The sequence below is a fragment of the Streptomyces sp. NPDC006487 genome, from assembly GCF_042870555.1.
In the GTDB taxonomy this organism is placed as follows: domain Bacteria; phylum Actinomycetota; class Actinomycetes; order Streptomycetales; family Streptomycetaceae; genus Streptomyces.
Window position 1 is genome coordinate 1 of record NZ_JBIAHN010000017.1, and the last position, 18,510, is coordinate 18,510.

The window sequence follows — 18,510 nt, forward strand, 5'->3', positions numbered from 1 at the left end:
CCCGAAGCCTTCGCCGCTTCCGGCCGGGCCCGGTCCCGTCTTCCCCCGGTCCCGCCCGGCTGGGCGGTCTGGTCCCGCCTCGGTGCCGAGGGGGGCGGGTGGGCAGCCACCGGCCCGGGGTGGAGCGCGAGGGGGCAGGGACCCCGCACACGCCGGAAGCCGTACGCCATCAGGTCCCGCACACGCCGGAACCCGTGCCGCACCGCCCCACGTCACAGGTGGGCTGCAACCCACCGCCACCCGGGACGGGGCCGCGCACGGCCCTCGTAGAATCGCCGGGTGGACACGACCCTGGATGACCCCCTCGTCGGGCAGACGCTCGACGGCCGCTACCGCGTGGACGCCCGCATCGCGGCCGGCGGCATGGCCACGGTCTACCGGGCCGTCGACACCCGCCTGGACCGGGTCCTCGCCCTGAAGGTGATGCACCCGGCCCTCGCCGCCGACCCCGGCTTCGTCGACCGGTTCATCCGTGAGGCAAAGTCCGTGGCCCGGCTGGCCCACCCCAACGTCGTGGCCGTCTTCGACCAGGGCACGCACGGCCCGTACACGTACCTCGCCATGGAGTACGTCTCCGGCTGCACCCTGCGCGACGTGCTCCGCGAGCGCGGCGCGCTCCAGCCGCGTGCGGCCCTCGACATCCTCGAACCGGTGCTCGCCGCCCTCGGCGCCGCGCACCGCGCCGGCTTCGTGCACCGGGACATGAAGCCCGAGAACGTGCTGATCGGCGACGACGGCCGGGTCAAGGTGGCCGACTTCGGGCTGGTCCGGTCCGTGGACTCCGTGACCAACACCACGGGGTCCGTCCTCGGCACCATCTCCTACCTCGCCCCCGAGCAGATCGAGAACGGCGTCACCGACACCCGCGTGGACGTCTACGCCTGCGGCGTCGTCTTCTACGAGATGCTCGCCGGCTCCAAGCCGCACACCGGCGCCAACCCCGCCCAGGTGCTCTACCAGCACCTCAACGAGGACGTCCCGCCCCCTTCGGCCGCCGTGCCCGGCCTGCCCGCCGCGCTGGACGAGCTCGTCGCCCAGGCCACCGCGCGCAACCCCGACCTGCGCCCCTACGATGCCGCCGCCCTCCTCGGGCTGGCCATGGACGCCCGCGCCCAGCTCGGCGACGCCGAGCTGGATGCCGTACCGCCGCAGGCCCGGGCCGCGGAGCGGACCGCCGCCGAGGACCGCACCAGTGTGATCCCCCGCCCGGTGACCTCGCACGCCTCGCACGCCGTGCACGCCTCGCACGCCGAGCCGGTGTCCCACACCTCCCGGCTCGCGGCTCCGCCCCTGCCCCCGGCGCCGGCCGCCTCCCGGATCCGCCGCCCCGGCGGCGCGCTGCTCGCCGTGATCGGCGTCCTGCTCTGCCTCGGCCTCGGTACGGGGGTCTGGTACATCAGCTCCGGCCAGTTCACGAAGGTCCCCAATCTGCTCGGCAAGACCGAAGCGGAGGCCAAGTCCCAGCTGTCGGCGGCCGGGCTCGGGGTCAAGCGGGTCGACCGGAAGTTCAGCGCCGCCTTCGACAAGGGGACCGTGATGAACACGGACCCCGCCGGCGGCAAGCGCATCCGCGGCAACGGCGCGGTGACGCTCACCATCTCGCGCGGGCCCGAGGTCGTCATCGTTCCGGACCTCAAGGGCAAGCCCCTGGAGGCCGCGAAGGCCGAGCTGACCTCGGCAGGCCTGACCCCGGGCGCCGTCACCCAGGCCTTCAGCCAGGACGTGGCACAGGGCTCCGTGATCAGCACGGACCCGACGGGCGGCCAGAAGCGCGCCCTCGACACCCTGGTCGCGATGGTGGTCAGCAAGGGCCGTCCGGTGCCGGTCCCCCGCGTCACGGGCATCTCCCTCGACCAGGCCCGTTCCACCCTGGAGGGGCTCGGCCTGAAGGTGGAGACGGCCCCGGAGGAGGTCAATTCCCCCTCCCCCGCCGGTACGGTCGCCAACCAGTCGATCGGCGCCGGCACCCAGGCCGCCGCGGGCGACACCGTCACCCTCACCGTGTCCAAGGGCCCCCGCCAGATCCCGGTCCCGGACGTCACCGGTCAGGAGGCCGACGCGGCCCGCAAGACCCTGGAGGGCCTGGGCTTCAAGGTGAAGGTCGACAAGCCCTTCCTCTCCTTCAGCAACACCGTCGACTCCCAGTCGGTCCCCGCGGGCCAGAACGCCGCCGAGGGCAGCACCATCACCATCAGGACCAAGGGGCTGTAACAGCACGCCATGAACAACAATTCAATGGGCCGCAATCCGGTGGGCGGGCACGTGCCCGTCGCGGGCGGGCTCGCCTCGGTCGGGCTCGCGTACGCCCGCGAGATGGGTGCCGAGGCCGTACAGGTCTTCGTCGCCAATCCGCGCGGCTGGGCCACCCCGGTCGGCAATCCGGCGCAGGACGAGCTGTTCCGCGAGGCCTGCGCCGCGCAGGGGATCCCGGCCTACGTCCACGCGCCGTACCTGATCAACTTCGGCTCGCACACCGAGGCGACCGTCGAGAAGTCCGTGGAATCGCTGCGGCACTCGCTGCGCCGGGCCCGTGCGATCGGCGCGCTCGGGGTGGTCGTGCACACCGGCTCGGCGACCGGGGGGCGGCCGCGCGAGGCCGCGTACGCGCAGATCAGGGAGCACATGCTGCCGCTGCTGGACGAGCTGACGCATGACGACGACCCCTTCCTGCTGCTGGAGTCCACGGCCGGGCAGGGTTCCTCGCTGTGCTCGACGGCCGAGGAGTTCGGCCCGTACTTCGACGCCCTCGACCGCCATCCGATGCTCGGGATCTGCCTCGACACCTGCCACATCTTCGCGGCCGGGCACGATCTGGCGGAGCCGGGCGGGACGAAGCAGACCCTGGACCTGCTGGTGGACACGGTGGGCGAGGGCCGGCTGAAGCTGGTGCACGCCAACGACTCCAAGGAGGGCGTGGGCGCCCACAAGGACCGGCACGAGAACATCGGGCAGGGCCACATCGGCCGCGACGCCTTCGCGGAACTGTTCACGCATCCGGCGATGGCGGGCGTCCCCCTGATCACCGAGACGCCGGGCGGCAAGGAAGGGCACGCGGCCGACGTGGCACTGCTGAAGGAGCTGCGCGAGCTCGGCTGACCCGTTGAGGAATACCCCGGGGGGGTATACGGTTCTGTCCTATCGACCGACAGAGCCGCTATCCGGCGTTCCTCGCCAGGGGGTTGTCATGGAGCACTCACACGAGCAGCAGGGACAGCAAGGCCAGCAGCACCAGGGTCACGCGGGGCACGAGCACCACGGGCACCAGCACGGCCAGACCGCCGGCGGCGGGAAGGTCACCTGGGCCGCCGCCGCGCGGGCCACGCTCCACTGCCTCACCGGGTGCGCCATCGGCGAGGTGCTCGGCATGGTCATCGGCACCGCGCTCGGCTGGGGGAACGCCCCGACGATGGTCCTCGCGATCACCCTCGCGTTCTTCTTCGGCTACGCGCTCACCCTGCGCGGGATCCGCTCCGCCGGCCTGGACTTCCGTACGGCCATCCGGGTGGCGTTGGCGGCGGACACCCTTTCGATCGCCGTCATGGAAGTGATCGACAACGGGGTGATCCTGCTCTGGCCCGGAGCCATGGACGCGATGCTGTCGGACGCGCTGTTCTGGGCGGCGCTCGGGATCGCGTTCGCGGCGGCCTTCGTCGTCACGACGCCGGTCAACAAGTGGATGATCGGCCGCGGCAAGGGTCACGCGGTGGTCCACCGGTACCACCACTGAGCCGTCGAACCGATGAGCTACAGCTCGGGTCCGTCCCCCGGCTCCTCCTGGTAGGAGTAGCGCTGCTCACGCCAGGGGTCGCCGATGTTGTGGTAGCCGCGCTCCTCCCAGAAGCCGCGGCGGTCGGCGGTCATGTACTCGATGCCGCGGACCCACTTGGGGCCCTTCCACGCGTAGAGGTGGGGCACGACCAGCCGGAGCGGGAAACCGTGCTCGGCGGTGAGCAGTTCACCGCCCTGGTGCGTGGCGAAGACGGTCCGCTCGGAGGCGAAGTCCGCGAGGCGCAGGTTGGAGCTGAAGCCGTACTCGGCCCACACCATCACGTGCGTGACCTGCGGGGACGGCGGAGCGAGGGTGAGGATCCTACGGGCGAGAACGCCGCCCCATTCGGCACCGGTCATGCTGAACTTCGTCACGCAGTGCAGGTCCGCCTCGACGGAGTCGAACGGCAGGGCCGCGAACTCCTCGTGGTTCCAGCAGTGCTTCTCACCGTCGGCCGTCGCGCCGAAGACGCGGAACTCCCAGCGTTCGGGCTTGAACTTGGGTACGGGCCCGTAGTGGGTGACCGGCCAGCCGCGCTGCAACCGCTGCCCCGGGGGAAGCTCCAGTTGCTCTGATCCCGGAGATTCCCGGCTTTCCGGCTGACCCATGTCTCCATGGTGACAGACTTGGCGGGGTGGTCATGACCAGCTTCGCCCGGATTCGGGCAAGTCACGGTAACTCCCACTAAGGAGGCACTTACTGGACGGCCTCCTGCGGCGGTGCAAGGATGCGCGCACCTGCCCCGTCACATTGCTGTGACATTGCTTTGGAAGGAGCCTCTGCGATGCAGGGCGACCCCGAGGTCCTTGAATTCCTCAACGAGCAGCTGACCGGCGAGCTCACGGCGATCAACCAGTACTGGCTCCACTACCGGATCCAGGACAACAAGGGTTGGACGAAGCTCGCCAAGTACACGCGCGAAGAGTCCATCGATGAGATGAAGCACGCGGACAAGATCACCGAGCGCATCCTGATGCTCGACGGTCTGCCGAACTACCAGCGCCTCTTCCACGTCCGGGTGGGCCAGACCCTGACGGAGATGTTCCAGGCCGACCGGCAGGTCGAGGTCGAGGCGATCGACCGCCTCAAGCGCGGTATCGAGGTCATGCGCGGCAAGGGTGACGTCACCTCGGCGCGGCTCTTCGAGGAGATCCTGGAGGACGAGGAGCACCACATCGACTACCTCGACACCCAGCTGGAGCTGATCGAGTCCATCGGCGAGGCGCTCTACATCGCGCAGCTCATCGAGCAGCCCAGCTAGCAGCCGGCATACCGGCCGGCCCTTGCGGCGCCCTGCGCGGTTGCGGCGTCCTACGCGGCTTCGGCGAGCTCCGCGCCCGCGGGAACCAGCGGATCGGCCGCGAGCACGGCGACGGCATCGCCCTTCTCCAGCAGCTCGCGGCGCGGGCAGGCCCCGCGGCCGAGGAGGCCCTGGATGGTCCGCACGCAGGACCCGCAGTCGGTGCCGGCCTTGGTGGCCGAGGCGATCTGGCGGGGGGTGCAGGCCCCGGCGGCCGCGTGGTCCTTGACCTGCTTGTCGGTGATCCCGAAACAAGAGCAGACGTACACGCGGTTCACCTCCCTGTCCGGAACGGGTCGACCACCTCTTCCCGCATTCGGTGAGGCTTACCTAACCGTACCCAAACTTAGGGTTCCCTAAAAGACCCGGGTACGACGATGGGGCGCGGATCACATTCGATCCGCGCCCCATCGTCACGAGGTGCTCACACTGCGCCGACGCTTACTGGTCGCGGTACATCTCGGCGACCAGGAACGCCAGGTCCAGGGACTGGCTTCGGTTCAGGCGCGGGTCGCAGGCCGTCTCGTAGCGCTGGTGCAGGTCGTCGACGAAGATCTCGTCGCCGCCGCCCACGCACTCGGTGACATCGTCACCGGTGAGCTCGACGTGGATGCCGCCCGGGTGGGTGCCGAGGCCCTTGTGGACCTCGAAGAAGCCCTTGACCTCGTCGAGCACGTCGTCGAAACGGCGCGTCTTGTGGCCGGAGGCCGCCTCGAAGGTGTTGCCGTGCATCGGGTCGGTGACCCAGGCGACGGTCGCACCGGAAGCGGTGACCTTCTCGACGAGCTCGGGGAGCTTGTCGCGGACCTTGTCGGCGCCCATGCGGACGACGAAGGTCAGCCGGCCCGGCTCGCGGTCGGGGTCCAGGCGGTCGATGTAGGTGAGCGCCTCGTCCACCGTGGTGGTGGGGCCGAGCTTGATGCCGATCGGGTTGGAGATCTGCGAGCAGAACTCGATGTGCGCGTGGTCGAGCTGGCGGGTGCGCTCACCGATCCACACCATGTGGCCCGAGGTGTCGTACAGCCGGCCGGTGCGGGAGTCCGTACGGGTGAGGGCTCCCTCGTAGTCGAGGAGGAGCGCCTCGTGGGAGGCGTAGAACTCGACGGCCTTGAACTCCGCCGGGTCGGTGCCACAGGCCTTCATGAAGTTCAGCGCGTTGTCGATCTCCCGCGCGAGCTGCTCGTAGCGCTGCCCGGACGGGGAGTTCTTCACGAAGTCCTGGTTCCAGGCGTGCACCTGGCGCAGGTCGGCGTAACCGCCGGTGGTGAAGGCGCGCACCAGGTTCAGCGTGGAGGCCGACGCGTGGTACATGCGCTTCAGGCGCTCGGGGTCCGGGACGCGGGACTCCTCGGTGAAGGCGAAGCCGTTCACGGAGTCGCCTCGGTACGTCGGCAGGGTGACGCCGTCGCGGGTCTCGGTGTCCTTGGAGCGGGGCTTGGAGTACTGGCCCGCGATGCGGCCGACCTTGACGACCGGCACGGAGGCCGCGTACGTCAGGACGGCACTCATCTGGAGCAGCGTCTTCAGCTTGGCGCGGATGTGGTCGGCGGAGACGGCATCGAAGGCCTCGGCGCAGTCGCCACCCTGCAGCAGGAACGCCTCGCCCTTGGCGACGGCTCCCAGGCGGGCGCGCAGCTGGTCGCATTCGCCCGCGAAAACGAGGGGAGGATACGACTCGAGGTCCGCGACGACAGCGCGCAGGGCCTCGGCATCGGGGTACGAAGGCTGCTGCGCCGCGGGAAGGTCTCGCCAGGTCGCCTTGGAGGCGGGGGCTTGGGTTTCTGCGTTCACGGTCACCCCACACACATTACGGCGTCACACCGCACCTCCCGGTCGACGACCACTACGTGAGACGGATGTCTCTCCCTGTGTTACTGACCCGTTTACCAGCCCCGGCCGGACCGGTGGGCTAGGGTTCAGGGCATGTACGCGCACTCGAACCAGAACTGGTGGTGGCCCGCTCCCGGCGGCCCATCTCTCTCGCGTACCTGAAGACACGAGCGAAACGAAGGCCGCCCCGAGGGGCGGCCTTCCGTGTTTCCGCTGGAACACCGGGCCGTCCCACCCTCCGAAACCGGATAGGACGCCCACTCCATGCACGCGCATTCACACCTGCACTCGCACGCGCACCCGCTCCTGAGCCGCCTGCTCGACGACACCTGCCCGCCCTTCGCGCTGCTGCGCCGCCGCACGCCCGGCCGCGACCACGACACCGTCGAGGTGCTGATCGGCCCGGTCCACGAGGCCGGGCTCCTGGCCGACCTGCCCGTCGGCGAGCGGCCCGCCCTGGCCCTCGTCCCCTTCCGCCAGATCCGGGAGCGGGGGTTCGACGTGCGCGACGACGGCACGCCGCTGAGCGTGCTGGTCGCCGACGAGGCGTACGAGATCCCGCTCGCCGAGGCGCTGGCCGCGCTGCCGGCCCACGAGGTACGGGTCGACGGCGGTGGCTTCGACGTTCCCGACGAGGAGTACGCACAGACCGTCCGGCGGGTCATCGAGGACGAGATCGGCCGGGGCGAGGGCGCGAACTTCGTCATCCGGCGCACCTACGAGGGCCGGATCGAGGGCTTCGGCCGCGCCGACGCCCTGGCGTTGTTCCGGCGGCTGCTGGAGGGCGAGCGGGGCGCGTACTGGACGTACGTGGTCCACACCGGGGACCGCACCCTCGTCGGGGCCAGCCCCGAGGTGCACGTGCGGATGTCCGGGGGCACGGTCGTGATGAACCCCATCAGCGGTACGTACCGCTATCCGGCCGGGGGGCCGACGGCCGGCTCCCTCCTCGCCTTCCTCGGCGACCGCAAGGAGACCGAGGAGCTGTCCATGGTGGTGGACGAGGAGCTCAAGATGATGTGCACGGTCGGGGACATGGGCGGGGTGGTCGTCGGTCCCCGGCTCAAGGAGATGGCGCACCTCGCGCACACCGAGTACGAGCTGCGCGGCCGCTCCTCACTGGACGTCCGCGAGGTGCTCAAGGAAACGATGTTCGCGGCGACGGTGACCGGATCGCCGGTGCAGAACGCCTGCCGGGTCATCGAGCGGTACGAGCCCCTCGGGCGCGACGGGGTGGCCCGCGGCTACTACGCGGGCGCGCTGGCCCTGCTGGGCCTCGACGCCTCGGGCGCCCAGACCCTCGATTCCCCCATCCTCATCCGCACGGCGGACATCGCGCCGGACGGCGCGCTGCGGGTGCCCGTCGGGGCCACCCTCGTCCGGCACTCCGACCCGGCGAGCGAGGTGGCCGAGACGCACGCGAAGGCGGCCGGGGTGCTGGCGGCGCTGGGCGTGCGCCCGGCGGCCGCGCGGCCCTCCGCGGCCGGGGCGGCCGGGCCCCGGCTGGCCGACGACCCCCGGGTGCAGGCGGCCCTGGCCGCACGCCGCGAGGACCTGGCGCCGTTCTGGCTGCGGATGCAGGAGCGTCCGGCGGAGGTGACGGGCCACGCCCTGGTGGTGGACGGGGAGGACACCTTCACCTCGATGCTGCGGCACGTGCTGCGGGTGTCCGGGCTGGAGGTGACCGTACGCCGCTACGACGATCCGGGGCTGCGGGCGGCCGCCCTGGCCTGGGACGGGCCGATCGTGCTCGGCCCCGGCCCGGGCGACCCGGCGGACTTCGGTGATCCGAAGATCCGGACGATGCGCGAGCTGACGGCGGAGCTGCTGGCCTCGCACCGGGGCGGGCTGCTCGGGGTCTGCCTCAGCCACCAGCTGCTCGCGGCCGAGCTGGGGCTCCCGCTGGTCCGCAAGGCGGAGCCGGCGCAGGGGGCGCAGACGCGGATCCCGCTGTTCGGGGCGCAGGAGGTCGTCGGCTTCTACAACACGTACGCGGCGCACTGCTCCGCGGAGCGGGCGCGGTCCCTGGCCCTGCGGGGCATCGAGGTCTCCCGGGACCCCGCCACCGGCGAGGTCCACGCGCTGCGCTCCGCCTCCGGCGGCTTCGCGGGGGTCCAGTTCCACCCGGAGTCGGTCCTGACCCTGCGCGGCGCGGAACTGGTCCGCGACCTGATCGCCGGAGTCCGGGCTGCGGCCGAGGCCTAGCCGGTCGCCTTCGGCGCGGCGCCGGCGCCGCGTCGAAGGGAGCGGACCAGGCTCCAGGTGAGGACGGGGCCCAGCAGGAGCGTCCCGTAGAAGGCCGCCCGCATCTCGCCCAGTGCGAGGGCGACGGTGAGCGGGACCGACAGCGCGTGGTCGGCGAAGGTCAGCCACGGATCGGTCCGGGCGCCCCGTTCGGCCCGGAGCGCGCGCGGCAGCGCCCGGGCGGCGTGGAAGAGCAGTACGGCCGCGAAGACCAGCAGGAGCCAGAAGAAGACGGGAGGTATGGACACGCGGCCGAATCTAGCGGTACGAGGGGTGCTTCACGATGGTGAGAGGGTGTTTTCCGAGCGTCGGCCCGCCAGGTAGTCCGCGACGTTGGCGACGGTGGTGTCGATGATCTGGCCCACCGCGTCGTGGGTGTAGTACGCCTGGTGGGAAGTGACGACCACGTTCGGGAAGGTGATCAGCCGGGCCAGGGTGTCGTCCTCGACGACCACCAGGGACTTGTCCAGGAAGAAGAGCCCGGCCTCCGCCTCGTACACGTCGAGGCCCACCCCGGCGAAGCGCCCGGACCGCAGCTCCGTGACCAGCGCGTCCGTGTCCACCAGCCCGCCGCGGCTGGAGTTCACCAGGATCGCGTCGTCCTTCATCGTCTTCAGCGCCTCGGCGCCGATGATGTGGTGCGTGGACTCCAGCAGCGGAACGTGCAGGCTGATCAGGTCCGAGGACGCGAACAGCTCGTCCTTGTCCACGTACTTCATGCCCAGCTCCACGCAGGCCGGGTTCTGCGCCACGTCCCAGCCCAGCAGGTTCATGCCGAACCCGTGCGCGATCCGGGTGAACGCCTCACCGATCTTGCCGGTGCCGAGCACGCCCACCGTGCGGCCGCGCATGTCGCGGCCCATCAGGCCGTTCAGCCGGAAGTCGAAGTCCCGCGTCCGGTTCGAGGCGCGGACGATCCGCCGGTTCACGGCCATGGCCAGGGTCCACGCGAACTCGGCCACCGAGTACGGGGAGTAGTACGACACCCGGCTGACCGTCAGGCCCAGCTGCCGCGCGACGTCCAGGTCGATGTTGTTGAAGCCGGTGGAGCGCTGGGCGATCATCTTCGTGCCGCCCGCCGCCAGGGTCCGCAGCACCCGGCCGCTCAGGTCCGCGTTGACGCTCGACGACACGATCTCGTACCCGGCCGCGATGGGGGCGGTGTCCTCGCTCAGGAAGACGTCCAGGCAGCGCACCTCGTGCTGTCCCGCGAAGGCCTTCTCGATGAGCGGCCTCTCGTCCCCCTGCACCCCGAATGCCAGGATTTCCACGTTCGCTCCCGTACTGCGCAAAGAATTGGACCATGGGTCGTTTGTCACCTTACGACCCATGGCCCGCACCCGCGCTCCCGGCCCGGCCGGACTCAGCCGAAGAACACTCCGGCCTCCTTGTACAGCGCCGGGTCCACCGTCTTCAGCTTCGCCGTCGCCTCGGCGATCGGCACCCGCACGATGTCCGTCCCCTTCAGCGCGACCATCTTCCCGAAGTCCCCGTCGCGCACCGCGTCGATCGCGTGCAGCCCGAAGCGGGTGGCCAGCCACCGGTCGAAGGCGCTCGGCGTACCGCCCCGCTGGATGTGCCCGAGCACGGTCGTACGGGCCTCCTTGCCGGTCCGCGCCTCGATCTCCTTGGCCAGCCACTCGCCCACGCCCGACAGCCGCACGTGACCGAAGGAGTCCTTCGTCGCGTCCTTCAGCACCATGTCCCCGTCCTTGGGCATCGCGCCCTCGGCCACGCACACGATCGGCGCGTAGCTCGCCTTGAACCGGGAGTTCACCCAGGCGCAGACCTGGTCCACGTCGAAGCGCTGCTCCGGGATGAGGATGACGTTGGCGCCGCCCGCGAGTCCCGAGTGCAGGGCGATCCAGCCGGCGTGCCGGCCCATCACCTCGACGACCAGCACCCGCATGTGCGATTCGGCGGTGGTGTGCAGCCGGTCGATGGCCTCGGTGGCGATGCCGACGGCGGTGTCGAAGCCGAAGGTGTAGTCGGTGGCCGACAGGTCGTTGTCGATGGTCTTCGGGACCCCGACGCACGGGATGCCGTACTCCTCGTAGAGCTTCGCGGCCACGCCCAGGGTGTCCTCGCCGCCGATCGCGACGAGGGCGTCGACCTCGTACTTGGCGAGGTTCTCCTTGATCTGGCGGACGCCGTCGTCCAGCTTGAACGGGTTGGTGCGCGAGGAGCCGAGGATGGTCCCGCCGCGCGGCAGGATCCCGCGGACGGCGGGGATGTCGAGGGGGACGGTGCGGCCTTCGACCGCGCCGCGCCAGCCGTCCTTGAACCCGACGAAATCGTAGGCGTACTCCTGCACGCCCTTGCGCACCACGCTGCGGATCACCGCATTGAGCCCGGGGCAGTCGCCGCCGCCCGTCAGCACTCCGACCTTCATGGAATTTCCCTTCGCCACAGGGCCCGCTGAGGCCGCGGGGCCCGCATGACGGTCACGCTAGTGGTGACTCAGGTCACAGCAAGATGCCGGGAAGGGTCAATTCCGGGGGAATTGCGGGGCGTTGCCTACGCCCGTTCACTCGTACGAGCGGCTGCCGCGCCCCCGGCCCGCCCTACGCGTCGTCGAGGCCGCGCTCTATCGCGTACCGGACGAGCTCCACCCGGTTGTGCAACTGGAGCTTGCCCAGGGTGTTCTGCACGTGGTTCTGCACGGTGCGGTGGGAGATGACCAGCCGTTCCGCGATCTGCTTGTACGAGAGCCCCTTGGCCACCAGCCGCAGCACCTCGGTCTCCCGGTCGGTGAGCTGCGGTGCCTTCGGCTCGTCGGAGGCGGCCGGCGCCGGGTCGGTGGCGAGGCGCCGGTACTCGCCGAGGACCAGGCCGGCCAGGCCCGGGGTGAAGACGGGGTCGCCGGCCGCCGTGCGGCGCACGGCGTCGATGAGCTCCTGGGCGCCCGCTGACTTGAGCAGGTAGCCGGTCGCGCCGGACTTCACCGCTTCCAGGACGTCGGCGTGCTCGCCGCTCGCGGAGAGTACGAGGACCCTCAGGGCCGGGTTGGCGCCGACCAGTTCCTTGCAGACCTGGACCCCGGGCATGCCGGGGAGGTTGAGGTCGAGGACCAGGACGTGCGGGGCCGCCGCGCGGGCCCGGCGGACGGCCTCGGGTCCGTCGCCGGCGGTGGCGACCAGGTCGAAGCCGGCGGCGGACAGGTCACGGGCGACCGCGTCCCGCCACATCGGATGGTCGTCCACGACCATGACCTTGATGCCGGCCAGGTCGTTCTGCCCGCCCGGCCCGCTCTGCCCGTGCTGACCGCTCTGCCCGCTCGACTCGCTCGACTCGTTCACTTGGTGCTCCCCCTCGGTACTTTCAGTTCCACTTCGGTGCCCTGCCCCGGGACGGACACCAGCTCGGCGCTGCCGCCGAGGTCACGGAGCCGGCCCCGGATGGACAGGGCCACTCCCATCCGGCCCTCGCCCTCCGCCTGGTCGAGCCGGCCGGCCGGGATGCCCGGGCCGTCGTCGCGGACGGTCACGATCACCTCGTCGCCCCAGTCCTCGACCAGGATCCAGGCACTCGCCCCCTCGCCCGCGTGCTTGCGCACGTTGTCGAGGGCGGCCCCGACCGCCGCGGCCAGCTCCCGCGCCGCGGGCACCGGCAACGGCACCGGGGTGCCCGGTTCGGCGAAACTCACCCGCGAGCCGGCGTGCGGGGCGAGGAGGCTCCGCAGATCCAGCTCGCCCTCGTCGGCGCCGGGTTCCTCCACCTCGAAGGCGGCCACGATCGCGCCGAGTGCCTCGTCGCGGGAGATCCGGGAGGGGCGGGCCAGCCCGCTGGAGACCAGGGTGCGCAGCGCGACCTCCTGCTCCCCCGCCATCCGGCCCAGCTCCGCGGCCTCCCCGCCCAGTTCGCTGCCGCGCCGCTGGACCATCGCGAGGACCTGGAGGACCCCGTCGTGGATGTCGCGGGCGAGGCGTTCGCGCTCGCGGGTGGCGGCCTCGATCTCCAGGGCGCGGGCCAGGGTGGCTTCACTGGCCCGGGCCACCTCGACGACGTAGCCGATGGCGATGGAGGCCACCCACACCAGGAGCACGTTGTGCAGGGTGTCCCGGGTGGGCTCGCCGCGCTGGACGAGGTTGGCGGCGGCGACGAAGCTCGAGGCGAAACAGGCCCAGCGCCAGCCGCCCTTGATGGCGAAGGCGAGGACGGAGCCCGCGGTCCATATCGAGGGAAGGGTGGGCCCGCCGTCCACGATCCGCGCCTGGGTGTCCGCGAGCGGGGTGAGCAGGATTCCGACGCAGGCGACGGTGAGGTCGGCCCCCAGGAAACGCTTGGTGCAACTGGCGGCGTTCGCCACCTTGGGAAGGGTGGCCAGGGTCCAGCCCGCCAGGAAGGCGAGGTAGGACGCCGCGATCCAGGGGCGGTCGAACTGCTTGTAGGCCGAAGCGAACAGCAGCGCCGCGTAGACCGTGGTGAGCAGCCGATAGGCCGTCAGAGCACGCCACAGCGGCTGCTCGACCGACATGCGTACGACGCGCTCGCGCTTCGCCATCTCCCCCACCCCGTACGGGCGGTCCCGCCCGTGTGCTGCTACTTGTCGCTGTCCGCGGCGGCCGGATCGGCCTTCGCGGTGCTTTCGGCGCCGTCGGCCTTCTCGGCCTTTTCGGCCTTCTCGCTCTTGGCGGCGGCCTTCTCCGCGTCGGCGATCTGGCGCTTGGCGGCCGTCGCGTAGATGTCGACGTACTCCTGGCCTGAGAGCTTCATGATCTCGTACATGACCTCGTCGGTCACCGAGCGGAGGATGAAGCGGTCCCCGTCCATGCCGTGGTAGCGGCTGAAGTCCAGCGGCTTGCCGATCCGGATGCCCGGGCGCATCAGCTTGGGCACCACCTTGCCGGGGGGCTGGATCTTCTCCGTGTCGATCATCGCCACGGGGATCACGGGCGCGCCGGTGGCCAGCGCCACCCGGGCCAGACCACCGGGCTTGCCGCGGTAGAGCCGGCCGTCGGGTGAACGCGTCCCCTCGGGGTAAATACCGAACAGCTCTCCGCGCTCGATGACGTCGATGCCGCTCTTGATGGCTGCCTCGCCGGCCCCGCGCGCACCCGAACGGTCCACCGGGAGCTGGCCGACGCCCTTGAAGAAGGCGGCCGTCAGCTTGCCCTTGACCCCCGGGGAGGTGAAGTACTCCGCCTTCGCGATGAAGGTCACCTTCCGGTCCAGCACGGCCGGGAGGAAGAAGGAGTCGGAGAAGGACAGGTGGTTGCTCGCGAGGATCGCCGGCCCCTCTGCGGGAATGTTCTCGAGGCCCTCCACCCACGGCCTGAAGGCGAGCTTCAGGGAACCGCCGATCGAGAACTTCATTGCGCCGTAGATCAACTCGAAAGCCTTCCTGTGTCTGTCGAACAGACCATATCCCCTGGCCGCACCCGGAGCCGTCCGACGACCCTGGTCGGTGCCACCCCCGTCGCGTACGGTGAAGTCACACAGCGCTACGCACCCCACGCCCCCCTCTAAGGAGACCCTGGTGCCCGTCCTCCCTGGAGCCGAGCCGTTCCGCCACGAGGGCGGAAAGGTCGGCGTCCTCCTCTGCCACGGCTTCACCGGTTCCCCCCAGTCGATGCGGCCCTGGGCCGACCATCTGGCCTCGCGGGGACTGACGGTGTCGCTGCCCCTGCTCCCCGGGCACGGGACGCGGTGGCAGGACATGCAGCTCACCGGCTGGCAGGACTGGTACGCCGAGGTGGACCGCGCGCTGCGGGAGCTGCTGGAGCGCTGCGAGCAGGTGTTCGTGTTCGGCCTGTCGATGGGTGGCGCGCTGACGCTGCGGCTGGCGGCGAAGCACGGGGACGCCATCAGCGGGATCGTCCTCGTCAACCCGGTCAACAAGATCCACGACCCGCTGGCCGTGGCCCTGCCGGTGGTCAAGCACTTCGTCCGCTCGACGCCGGGCATCGCCAGTGACATCGCCAAGCCGGGCGCGGACGAGGTCGGCTACGACCGGGTCCCGACCCGGGCCGCGCACTCGCTGCGCACGTTCCTGCGCATGCTGGACACCGAACTGCCGCAGGTGACACAGCCGCTGCTGCTGCTGCACAGCCCGCAGGACCATGTGGTGCGGCCTGCGGACTCGGCGCGGATCCTGGCGCGGGTGTCCTCCACGGACGTCACCGAGACCCTGCTGGAACAGAGTTACCACGTCGCGACGTTGGACCATGACGCGGAGCAGATCTTCGCGGACAGCTACGCGTTCGTCGGGCGGCTGTCGGAGAGCTTGGGCAGGGAGGGGGCGGCCAGCGGTGGCTGAGCACGAGGAGTCCTCCGGGGGTGTTCCCCCGCTGGACGAGGAAGCGGCGTGGGCGGCGATCGTGGCCGGCTACGGCCAGGAGCCCGCGGACCCGCCGGGCGCGAGACCGTTCCGGCCGATCGAGAACCTCCTCCTGCCGGAGGAGGACGTCAAACCGGCCGCGCCGGCGCCTTCGGCCGACCCCGCGAACCCGGCCACCCCGGCTCCTCCCGCCACCCCGGCCACCCCGGAACCGCCGTCGGCGGCTCTGGGCAGCTCGGTGGTGTTCGCCCCGGGCGTGGGCGGCGCGGGGCCGCGGGACCACTCCCTGGCCGACCCCGACGACGCCCCCGGGGCCGCGAAGGACGAGGGCCACTTCGTCCCCCCGGAACCGGAGCTGCCGGAGGCGGACGCGACGTCGAAGTTCGCCTGGCTGGCGGTGGTCGGCGGACCGGTCCTGCTGCTCCTGGCGGTGCTGCTCCAGTGGGAGATGACCTGGTGGCTGACGACGCTGGGCGTCGGCGGCTTCCTGGGCGGCTTCGCCACGCTGGTCGCGCGGATGTCCACGGGTGAGGACGATGACGACGACCCCGGTCGGGGCGCGGTGGTCTGACTCTTTTGCGCGCCGCTCGCACCACTCGGCCCTGGCGGGCCTCCCGGGCTTCGTGCCGCTGCGCCGGACTCCGCCCGGCGGTGCCCGGGCGGGGCCGGCGCCACTGCCGTCCCGGCGTGGGGCCGGTGGGCGGGCGCGCGTCAACGAGGTGCCAGCCGGAGGGCGGCCAGGACCGGGAGGTGGTCCGTCGCGCGGGCCAGGTCCGCGGAGGTGACTCCGGGGAGTCCCTCCGGGACACCGCAGGCGAGGACCTCCACCCCCGCACTGGCGAAGACCGCATCGATGCGCCGCGGCGGCGAAGACCGCACCCACGTGTGCTCCCCACCCCACGGCGCCACCGCCCGGCAGTCCTGCAGGGCCCCCGCGAGCCGGCGGAAGGCCGCCCCCGACGGCCCCTCGTTGATGTCTCCCGCCGCGATCGCGTGGGGCACGTCCATCCCGGCGAGCCGGTCCAGGAGCAGTTCCGACTGGACCAGCCGTTCGGGCCCGTCCAGCGACAGGTGCGCGCTCAGCACCCCGACCCGGACCCCGCCGAGCCGTACGACCGCGGTGGCGAAGCCCCGCCGGTGGCGGCCCGGCGTCAACGGCAGCAGGATGTCCTCGGTCCGCTCCACGAAGGCCCGTAGGGAACACAGGAGCAGCGGTCCCGCCGCCGTCGCACCGCCCGACAGGACCACCAGGTCACACTTCGAGGCCAGCCGCGCCGCGTGCTTGCGCCACCGGAAGAACCGCGGCGCCTCCTGGACGCACACCAGGTCGGGGGCGCAGGCACGGATCACTCGCGCCAGCGCGTCCTCGTCGTCGCGCAGCGAGCGCACGTTGTAGGAGAGCACCCGGATCACGGCGGAACCATCGGCTTCGGTGCGGGAGTTGGGCAGCTCGGCGAGTTCCATACGAGGCAACATAACGAGACTGCCCGCCGCACCCCAGAGGGCGCGGCGGGCAGTCCGCCGATACGGGTGGCCGCGGGGCTCAGCCCTGGCGCGCCAGGTCGGCCGCGCCGACCAGACCGGCCTTGCCGCCGAGCTGCGCCGCGAGCACCTGCGCGTGCGGACGCCACGCGCCGCCGATCAGCCAGCGCTTGAAGGACTTGCGGATCGGGTCGAGGACCAGGTCGCCCTCGTCCGAGACGCCGCCGCCGACGATGAACGCCGACGGGTCGAAGAGCGAGGCCAGGTCCGCGAGACCGGCGCCCGCCCAACGGGCCAGCTCGCGGAAGGAGTCGATGGCCACCAGGTCGCCGGCGCGGGCCGCCTCGCTGATGTGCTTGCCCTCGATGCCGTCGGGGGTGCCGTCGCCGAGCGCGAGGAGGGCCTTCGCGTTCTCGGGGGTGGCGTTGGCGCGCTGCTTGGCGTAGCGGACGAGCGCGCGCCCGGAGGCGTACTGCTCCCAGCAGCCCTGGCTGCCGCAGCCGCACAGCAGGCCGTCCGGGACCACCCGGATGTGGCCGAACTCGGCGGCCACGCCGAACCGTCCGCGCCGGAGCTTGTTGCCGATGATGATGCCGCCGCCCAGGCCCGTGCCGAGCGTGATGCAGATGACGTCCTCGTGGCCCTGGCCGGCGCCGAAGCGGTACTCGCCCCAGGCGGCGCAGTTGGCGTCGTTCTCGACGACCACGGGCAGGCCGATGCGCTGCTCGACCTTGTCCTTCAGCGGCTCGTGCCGCCAGTTGATGTTGGGCGCGAAGAGTACGGTCGCGCGCTTGTCGTCGACGTATCCCGCGGCGCCGATGCCGACCGCGTCGATGGTGTGGCTGGCGCTGACCTCGGAGACGGCGGCGCAGATCGCGTCCGTCACTCCGTCCGGGGTCGGCGGCGTGGGCACCTTGTACGTCTCAAGGATGGTGCCGTCTTCGTCGACCACGCCGGCCGCGATCTTCGTGCCGCCGATGTCGACGCCGATGGTGAGTCCCATTAGTCCCTCGGTTTCCGGTCAAACCCCGCCGCTGTCAACCGTACCCGAGGGAGGAGGGGGTTCAGTCGAGATCGATCCGCTCCGTCGGGCCGCCGTCTCCCTCGTCACGAGGGTCCTCGGGGTTCCCGGCTGCGTTTCCGGCGGTCCCGGTGCTCCCGCTCCCCGGCCCGGAGGCCGGTTCGTCGCGCGTCCAGCGGCGCTCGTGGCCCTCGACCGCGGAGCGGTAGGCGGCGAGCAGCTCGGAGCCGGCCGCCGCGAGGTGGTCGAAGACCTCCGGGTTTCGCTCGACGACGGGTTTGGCGGCGCTCTTCGCCTGGTTGACGAACTGGCGTACGGCGCCCTGCGCGGCGACGCCGAACAGGGGGTTGTTCAGCGCGGAGACCTTGTCGGACACCTTGTCGGCGACGGCCTCGAAGAGCTTGAACAGCTCCTCGGCGGCGGTCCCGGTGCCGGCGCCCGCGGAGGCGCCCTGCTCGGACCTGCGGCGCTCCCGCTCGGCGGCGAGGTCCTCGGCGCAGGCCTCGGCCCAGGCGTCGTCCCCGGCTGAGGCATCGGTGGGGCGGTCGGTGGCCTCGCTCATGGCGGACTCTCCTGCGGCGGCG

19 protein-coding genes are annotated in these 18,510 nt (G+C 71.5%); 7 read left to right on the forward strand and 12 right to left on the reverse strand.

The genetic code is table 11. The annotated features are described in order from the left end of the window. The first annotated feature begins 279 nt into the window (after positions 1 to 279). The 3 genes from pknB (at position 280) to ACFYM0_RS28220 (ending at position 3,727) form a co-directional block, all read left to right on the forward strand. Entirely contained in the window at positions 280 to 2,211 is a 1,932-nt protein-coding gene (gene pknB, locus ACFYM0_RS28210; RefSeq protein WP_388506221.1) for a Stk1 family PASTA domain-containing Ser/Thr kinase, read from the forward strand. A 9-nt stretch (positions 2,212 to 2,220) separates the two neighbouring features. Further along, entirely contained in the window at positions 2,221 to 3,096 is an 876-nt protein-coding gene (locus ACFYM0_RS28215) for a deoxyribonuclease IV (protein WP_388506222.1), read from the forward strand. Positions 3,097 to 3,184: 88 nt separating this feature from the next. Continuing rightward, positions 3,185 to 3,727 (forward strand): DUF4396 domain-containing protein, encoded by a 543-nt coding sequence (locus ACFYM0_RS28220; RefSeq protein ID WP_388506224.1) that lies wholly within the window; start codon positions 3,185 to 3,187, stop codon positions 3,725 to 3,727. Between the two features lie 17 nt (positions 3,728 to 3,744). Here ACFYM0_RS28220 and ACFYM0_RS28225 read toward each other — a convergent pair whose 3' ends face one another. Further along, positions 3,745 to 4,377 (reverse strand): sulfite oxidase-like oxidoreductase, encoded by a 633-nt coding sequence (locus ACFYM0_RS28225; RefSeq protein WP_388506226.1) that lies wholly within the window; start codon positions 4,375 to 4,377, stop codon positions 3,745 to 3,747. 176 nt (positions 4,378 to 4,553) lie between these two features. Between ACFYM0_RS28225 and bfr the strand changes: the two genes are divergently transcribed. Next, on the forward strand, positions 4,554 to 5,030 hold the full coding sequence (gene bfr, locus ACFYM0_RS28230) for a bacterioferritin (protein WP_112446344.1): 477 nt from the start codon (positions 4,554 to 4,556) through the stop codon (positions 5,028 to 5,030). A 50-nt stretch (positions 5,031 to 5,080) separates the two neighbouring features. Here bfr and ACFYM0_RS28235 read toward each other — a convergent pair whose 3' ends face one another. Together ACFYM0_RS28235 and ACFYM0_RS28240 are read right to left on the reverse strand one after the other, a co-directional pair. Continuing rightward, entirely contained in the window at positions 5,081 to 5,347 is a 267-nt protein-coding gene (locus tag ACFYM0_RS28235) for a bacterioferritin-associated ferredoxin (protein WP_388506228.1), read from the reverse strand. Between the two features lie 163 nt (positions 5,348 to 5,510). Beyond that, a complete protein-coding gene (locus ACFYM0_RS28240; protein ID WP_388506230.1) occupies positions 5,511 to 6,875 on the reverse strand; it encodes a class II 3-deoxy-7-phosphoheptulonate synthase in 1,365 nt (454 codons plus the stop codon). Positions 6,876 to 7,163: 288 nt separating this feature from the next. Between ACFYM0_RS28240 and ACFYM0_RS28245 the strand changes: the two genes are divergently transcribed. After that, positions 7,164 to 9,104 carry an anthranilate synthase family protein gene (locus ACFYM0_RS28245; RefSeq protein ID WP_388506232.1) on the forward strand — a complete coding sequence of 647 codons (1,941 nt, stop codon included), beginning with the start codon at positions 7,164 to 7,166 and terminating at the stop codon, positions 9,102 to 9,104. Here the strand turns inward: ACFYM0_RS28245 and ACFYM0_RS28250 are convergent. From ACFYM0_RS28250 to ACFYM0_RS28275, 6 genes are all read right to left on the reverse strand, one after another. After that, positions 9,101 to 9,391 carry a hypothetical protein gene (locus ACFYM0_RS28250; RefSeq protein ID WP_388506233.1) on the reverse strand — a complete coding sequence of 97 codons (291 nt, stop codon included), beginning with the start codon at positions 9,389 to 9,391 and terminating at the stop codon, positions 9,101 to 9,103. The two genes, ACFYM0_RS28245 and ACFYM0_RS28250, sit on opposite strands and share 4 nt — an antisense overlap. A 30-nt stretch (positions 9,392 to 9,421) precedes the next feature. Beyond that, positions 9,422 to 10,414 (reverse strand): 2-hydroxyacid dehydrogenase, encoded by a 993-nt coding sequence (locus tag ACFYM0_RS28255; protein ID WP_388506235.1) that lies wholly within the window; start codon positions 10,412 to 10,414, stop codon positions 9,422 to 9,424. 92 nt (positions 10,415 to 10,506) lie between these two features. After that, positions 10,507 to 11,535, reverse strand: coding sequence for a 6-phosphofructokinase (locus ACFYM0_RS28260; RefSeq protein WP_388506236.1), 1,029 nt, complete (start codon positions 11,533 to 11,535; stop codon positions 10,507 to 10,509). Between the two features lie 172 nt (positions 11,536 to 11,707). Then, positions 11,708 to 12,352, reverse strand: a complete 645-nt coding sequence (locus ACFYM0_RS28265) for a response regulator transcription factor (RefSeq protein ID WP_266913160.1) — start codon at positions 12,350 to 12,352, stop codon at positions 11,708 to 11,710. An 86-nt stretch (positions 12,353 to 12,438) separates the two neighbouring features. Further along, positions 12,439 to 13,647, reverse strand: coding sequence for a MacS family sensor histidine kinase (macS, locus tag ACFYM0_RS28270; protein WP_388506238.1), 1,209 nt, complete (start codon positions 13,645 to 13,647; stop codon positions 12,439 to 12,441). Positions 13,648 to 13,685: 38 nt separating this feature from the next. Further along, entirely contained in the window at positions 13,686 to 14,474 is a 789-nt protein-coding gene (locus ACFYM0_RS28275; RefSeq protein ID WP_388506240.1) for a lysophospholipid acyltransferase family protein, read from the reverse strand. 148 nt (positions 14,475 to 14,622) lie between these two features. Here ACFYM0_RS28275 and ACFYM0_RS28280 point away from each other — a divergent pair, with 148 nt between their 5' ends. Next, positions 14,623 to 15,402 (forward strand): alpha/beta hydrolase, encoded by a 780-nt coding sequence (locus ACFYM0_RS28280; RefSeq protein ID WP_388506241.1) that lies wholly within the window; start codon positions 14,623 to 14,625, stop codon positions 15,400 to 15,402. Next, positions 15,395 to 15,994 carry a hypothetical protein gene (locus ACFYM0_RS28285; protein WP_388506243.1) on the forward strand — a complete coding sequence of 200 codons (600 nt, stop codon included), beginning with the start codon at positions 15,395 to 15,397 and terminating at the stop codon, positions 15,992 to 15,994. The genes ACFYM0_RS28280 and ACFYM0_RS28285 overlap by 8 nt, the downstream gene beginning before the upstream one ends. A 140-nt stretch (positions 15,995 to 16,134) precedes the next feature. Here the strand turns inward: ACFYM0_RS28285 and ACFYM0_RS28290 are convergent, their stop codons facing one another. From ACFYM0_RS28290 to ACFYM0_RS28300, 3 genes are all read right to left on the reverse strand, one after another. Continuing rightward, positions 16,135 to 16,887, reverse strand: a complete 753-nt coding sequence (locus tag ACFYM0_RS28290; protein ID WP_388506244.1) for an endonuclease/exonuclease/phosphatase family protein — start codon at positions 16,885 to 16,887, stop codon at positions 16,135 to 16,137. Positions 16,888 to 16,966: 79 nt separating this feature from the next. Next, positions 16,967 to 17,908 carry an ROK family glucokinase gene (locus ACFYM0_RS28295; protein WP_250743712.1) on the reverse strand — a complete coding sequence of 314 codons (942 nt, stop codon included), beginning with the start codon at positions 17,906 to 17,908 and terminating at the stop codon, positions 16,967 to 16,969. A gap of 61 nt (positions 17,909 to 17,969) precedes the next feature. Further along, positions 17,970 to 18,488, reverse strand: coding sequence for a DUF5304 domain-containing protein (locus ACFYM0_RS28300; RefSeq protein WP_388506245.1), 519 nt, complete (start codon positions 18,486 to 18,488; stop codon positions 17,970 to 17,972). Positions 18,489 to 18,510 lie beyond the last annotated feature (22 nt).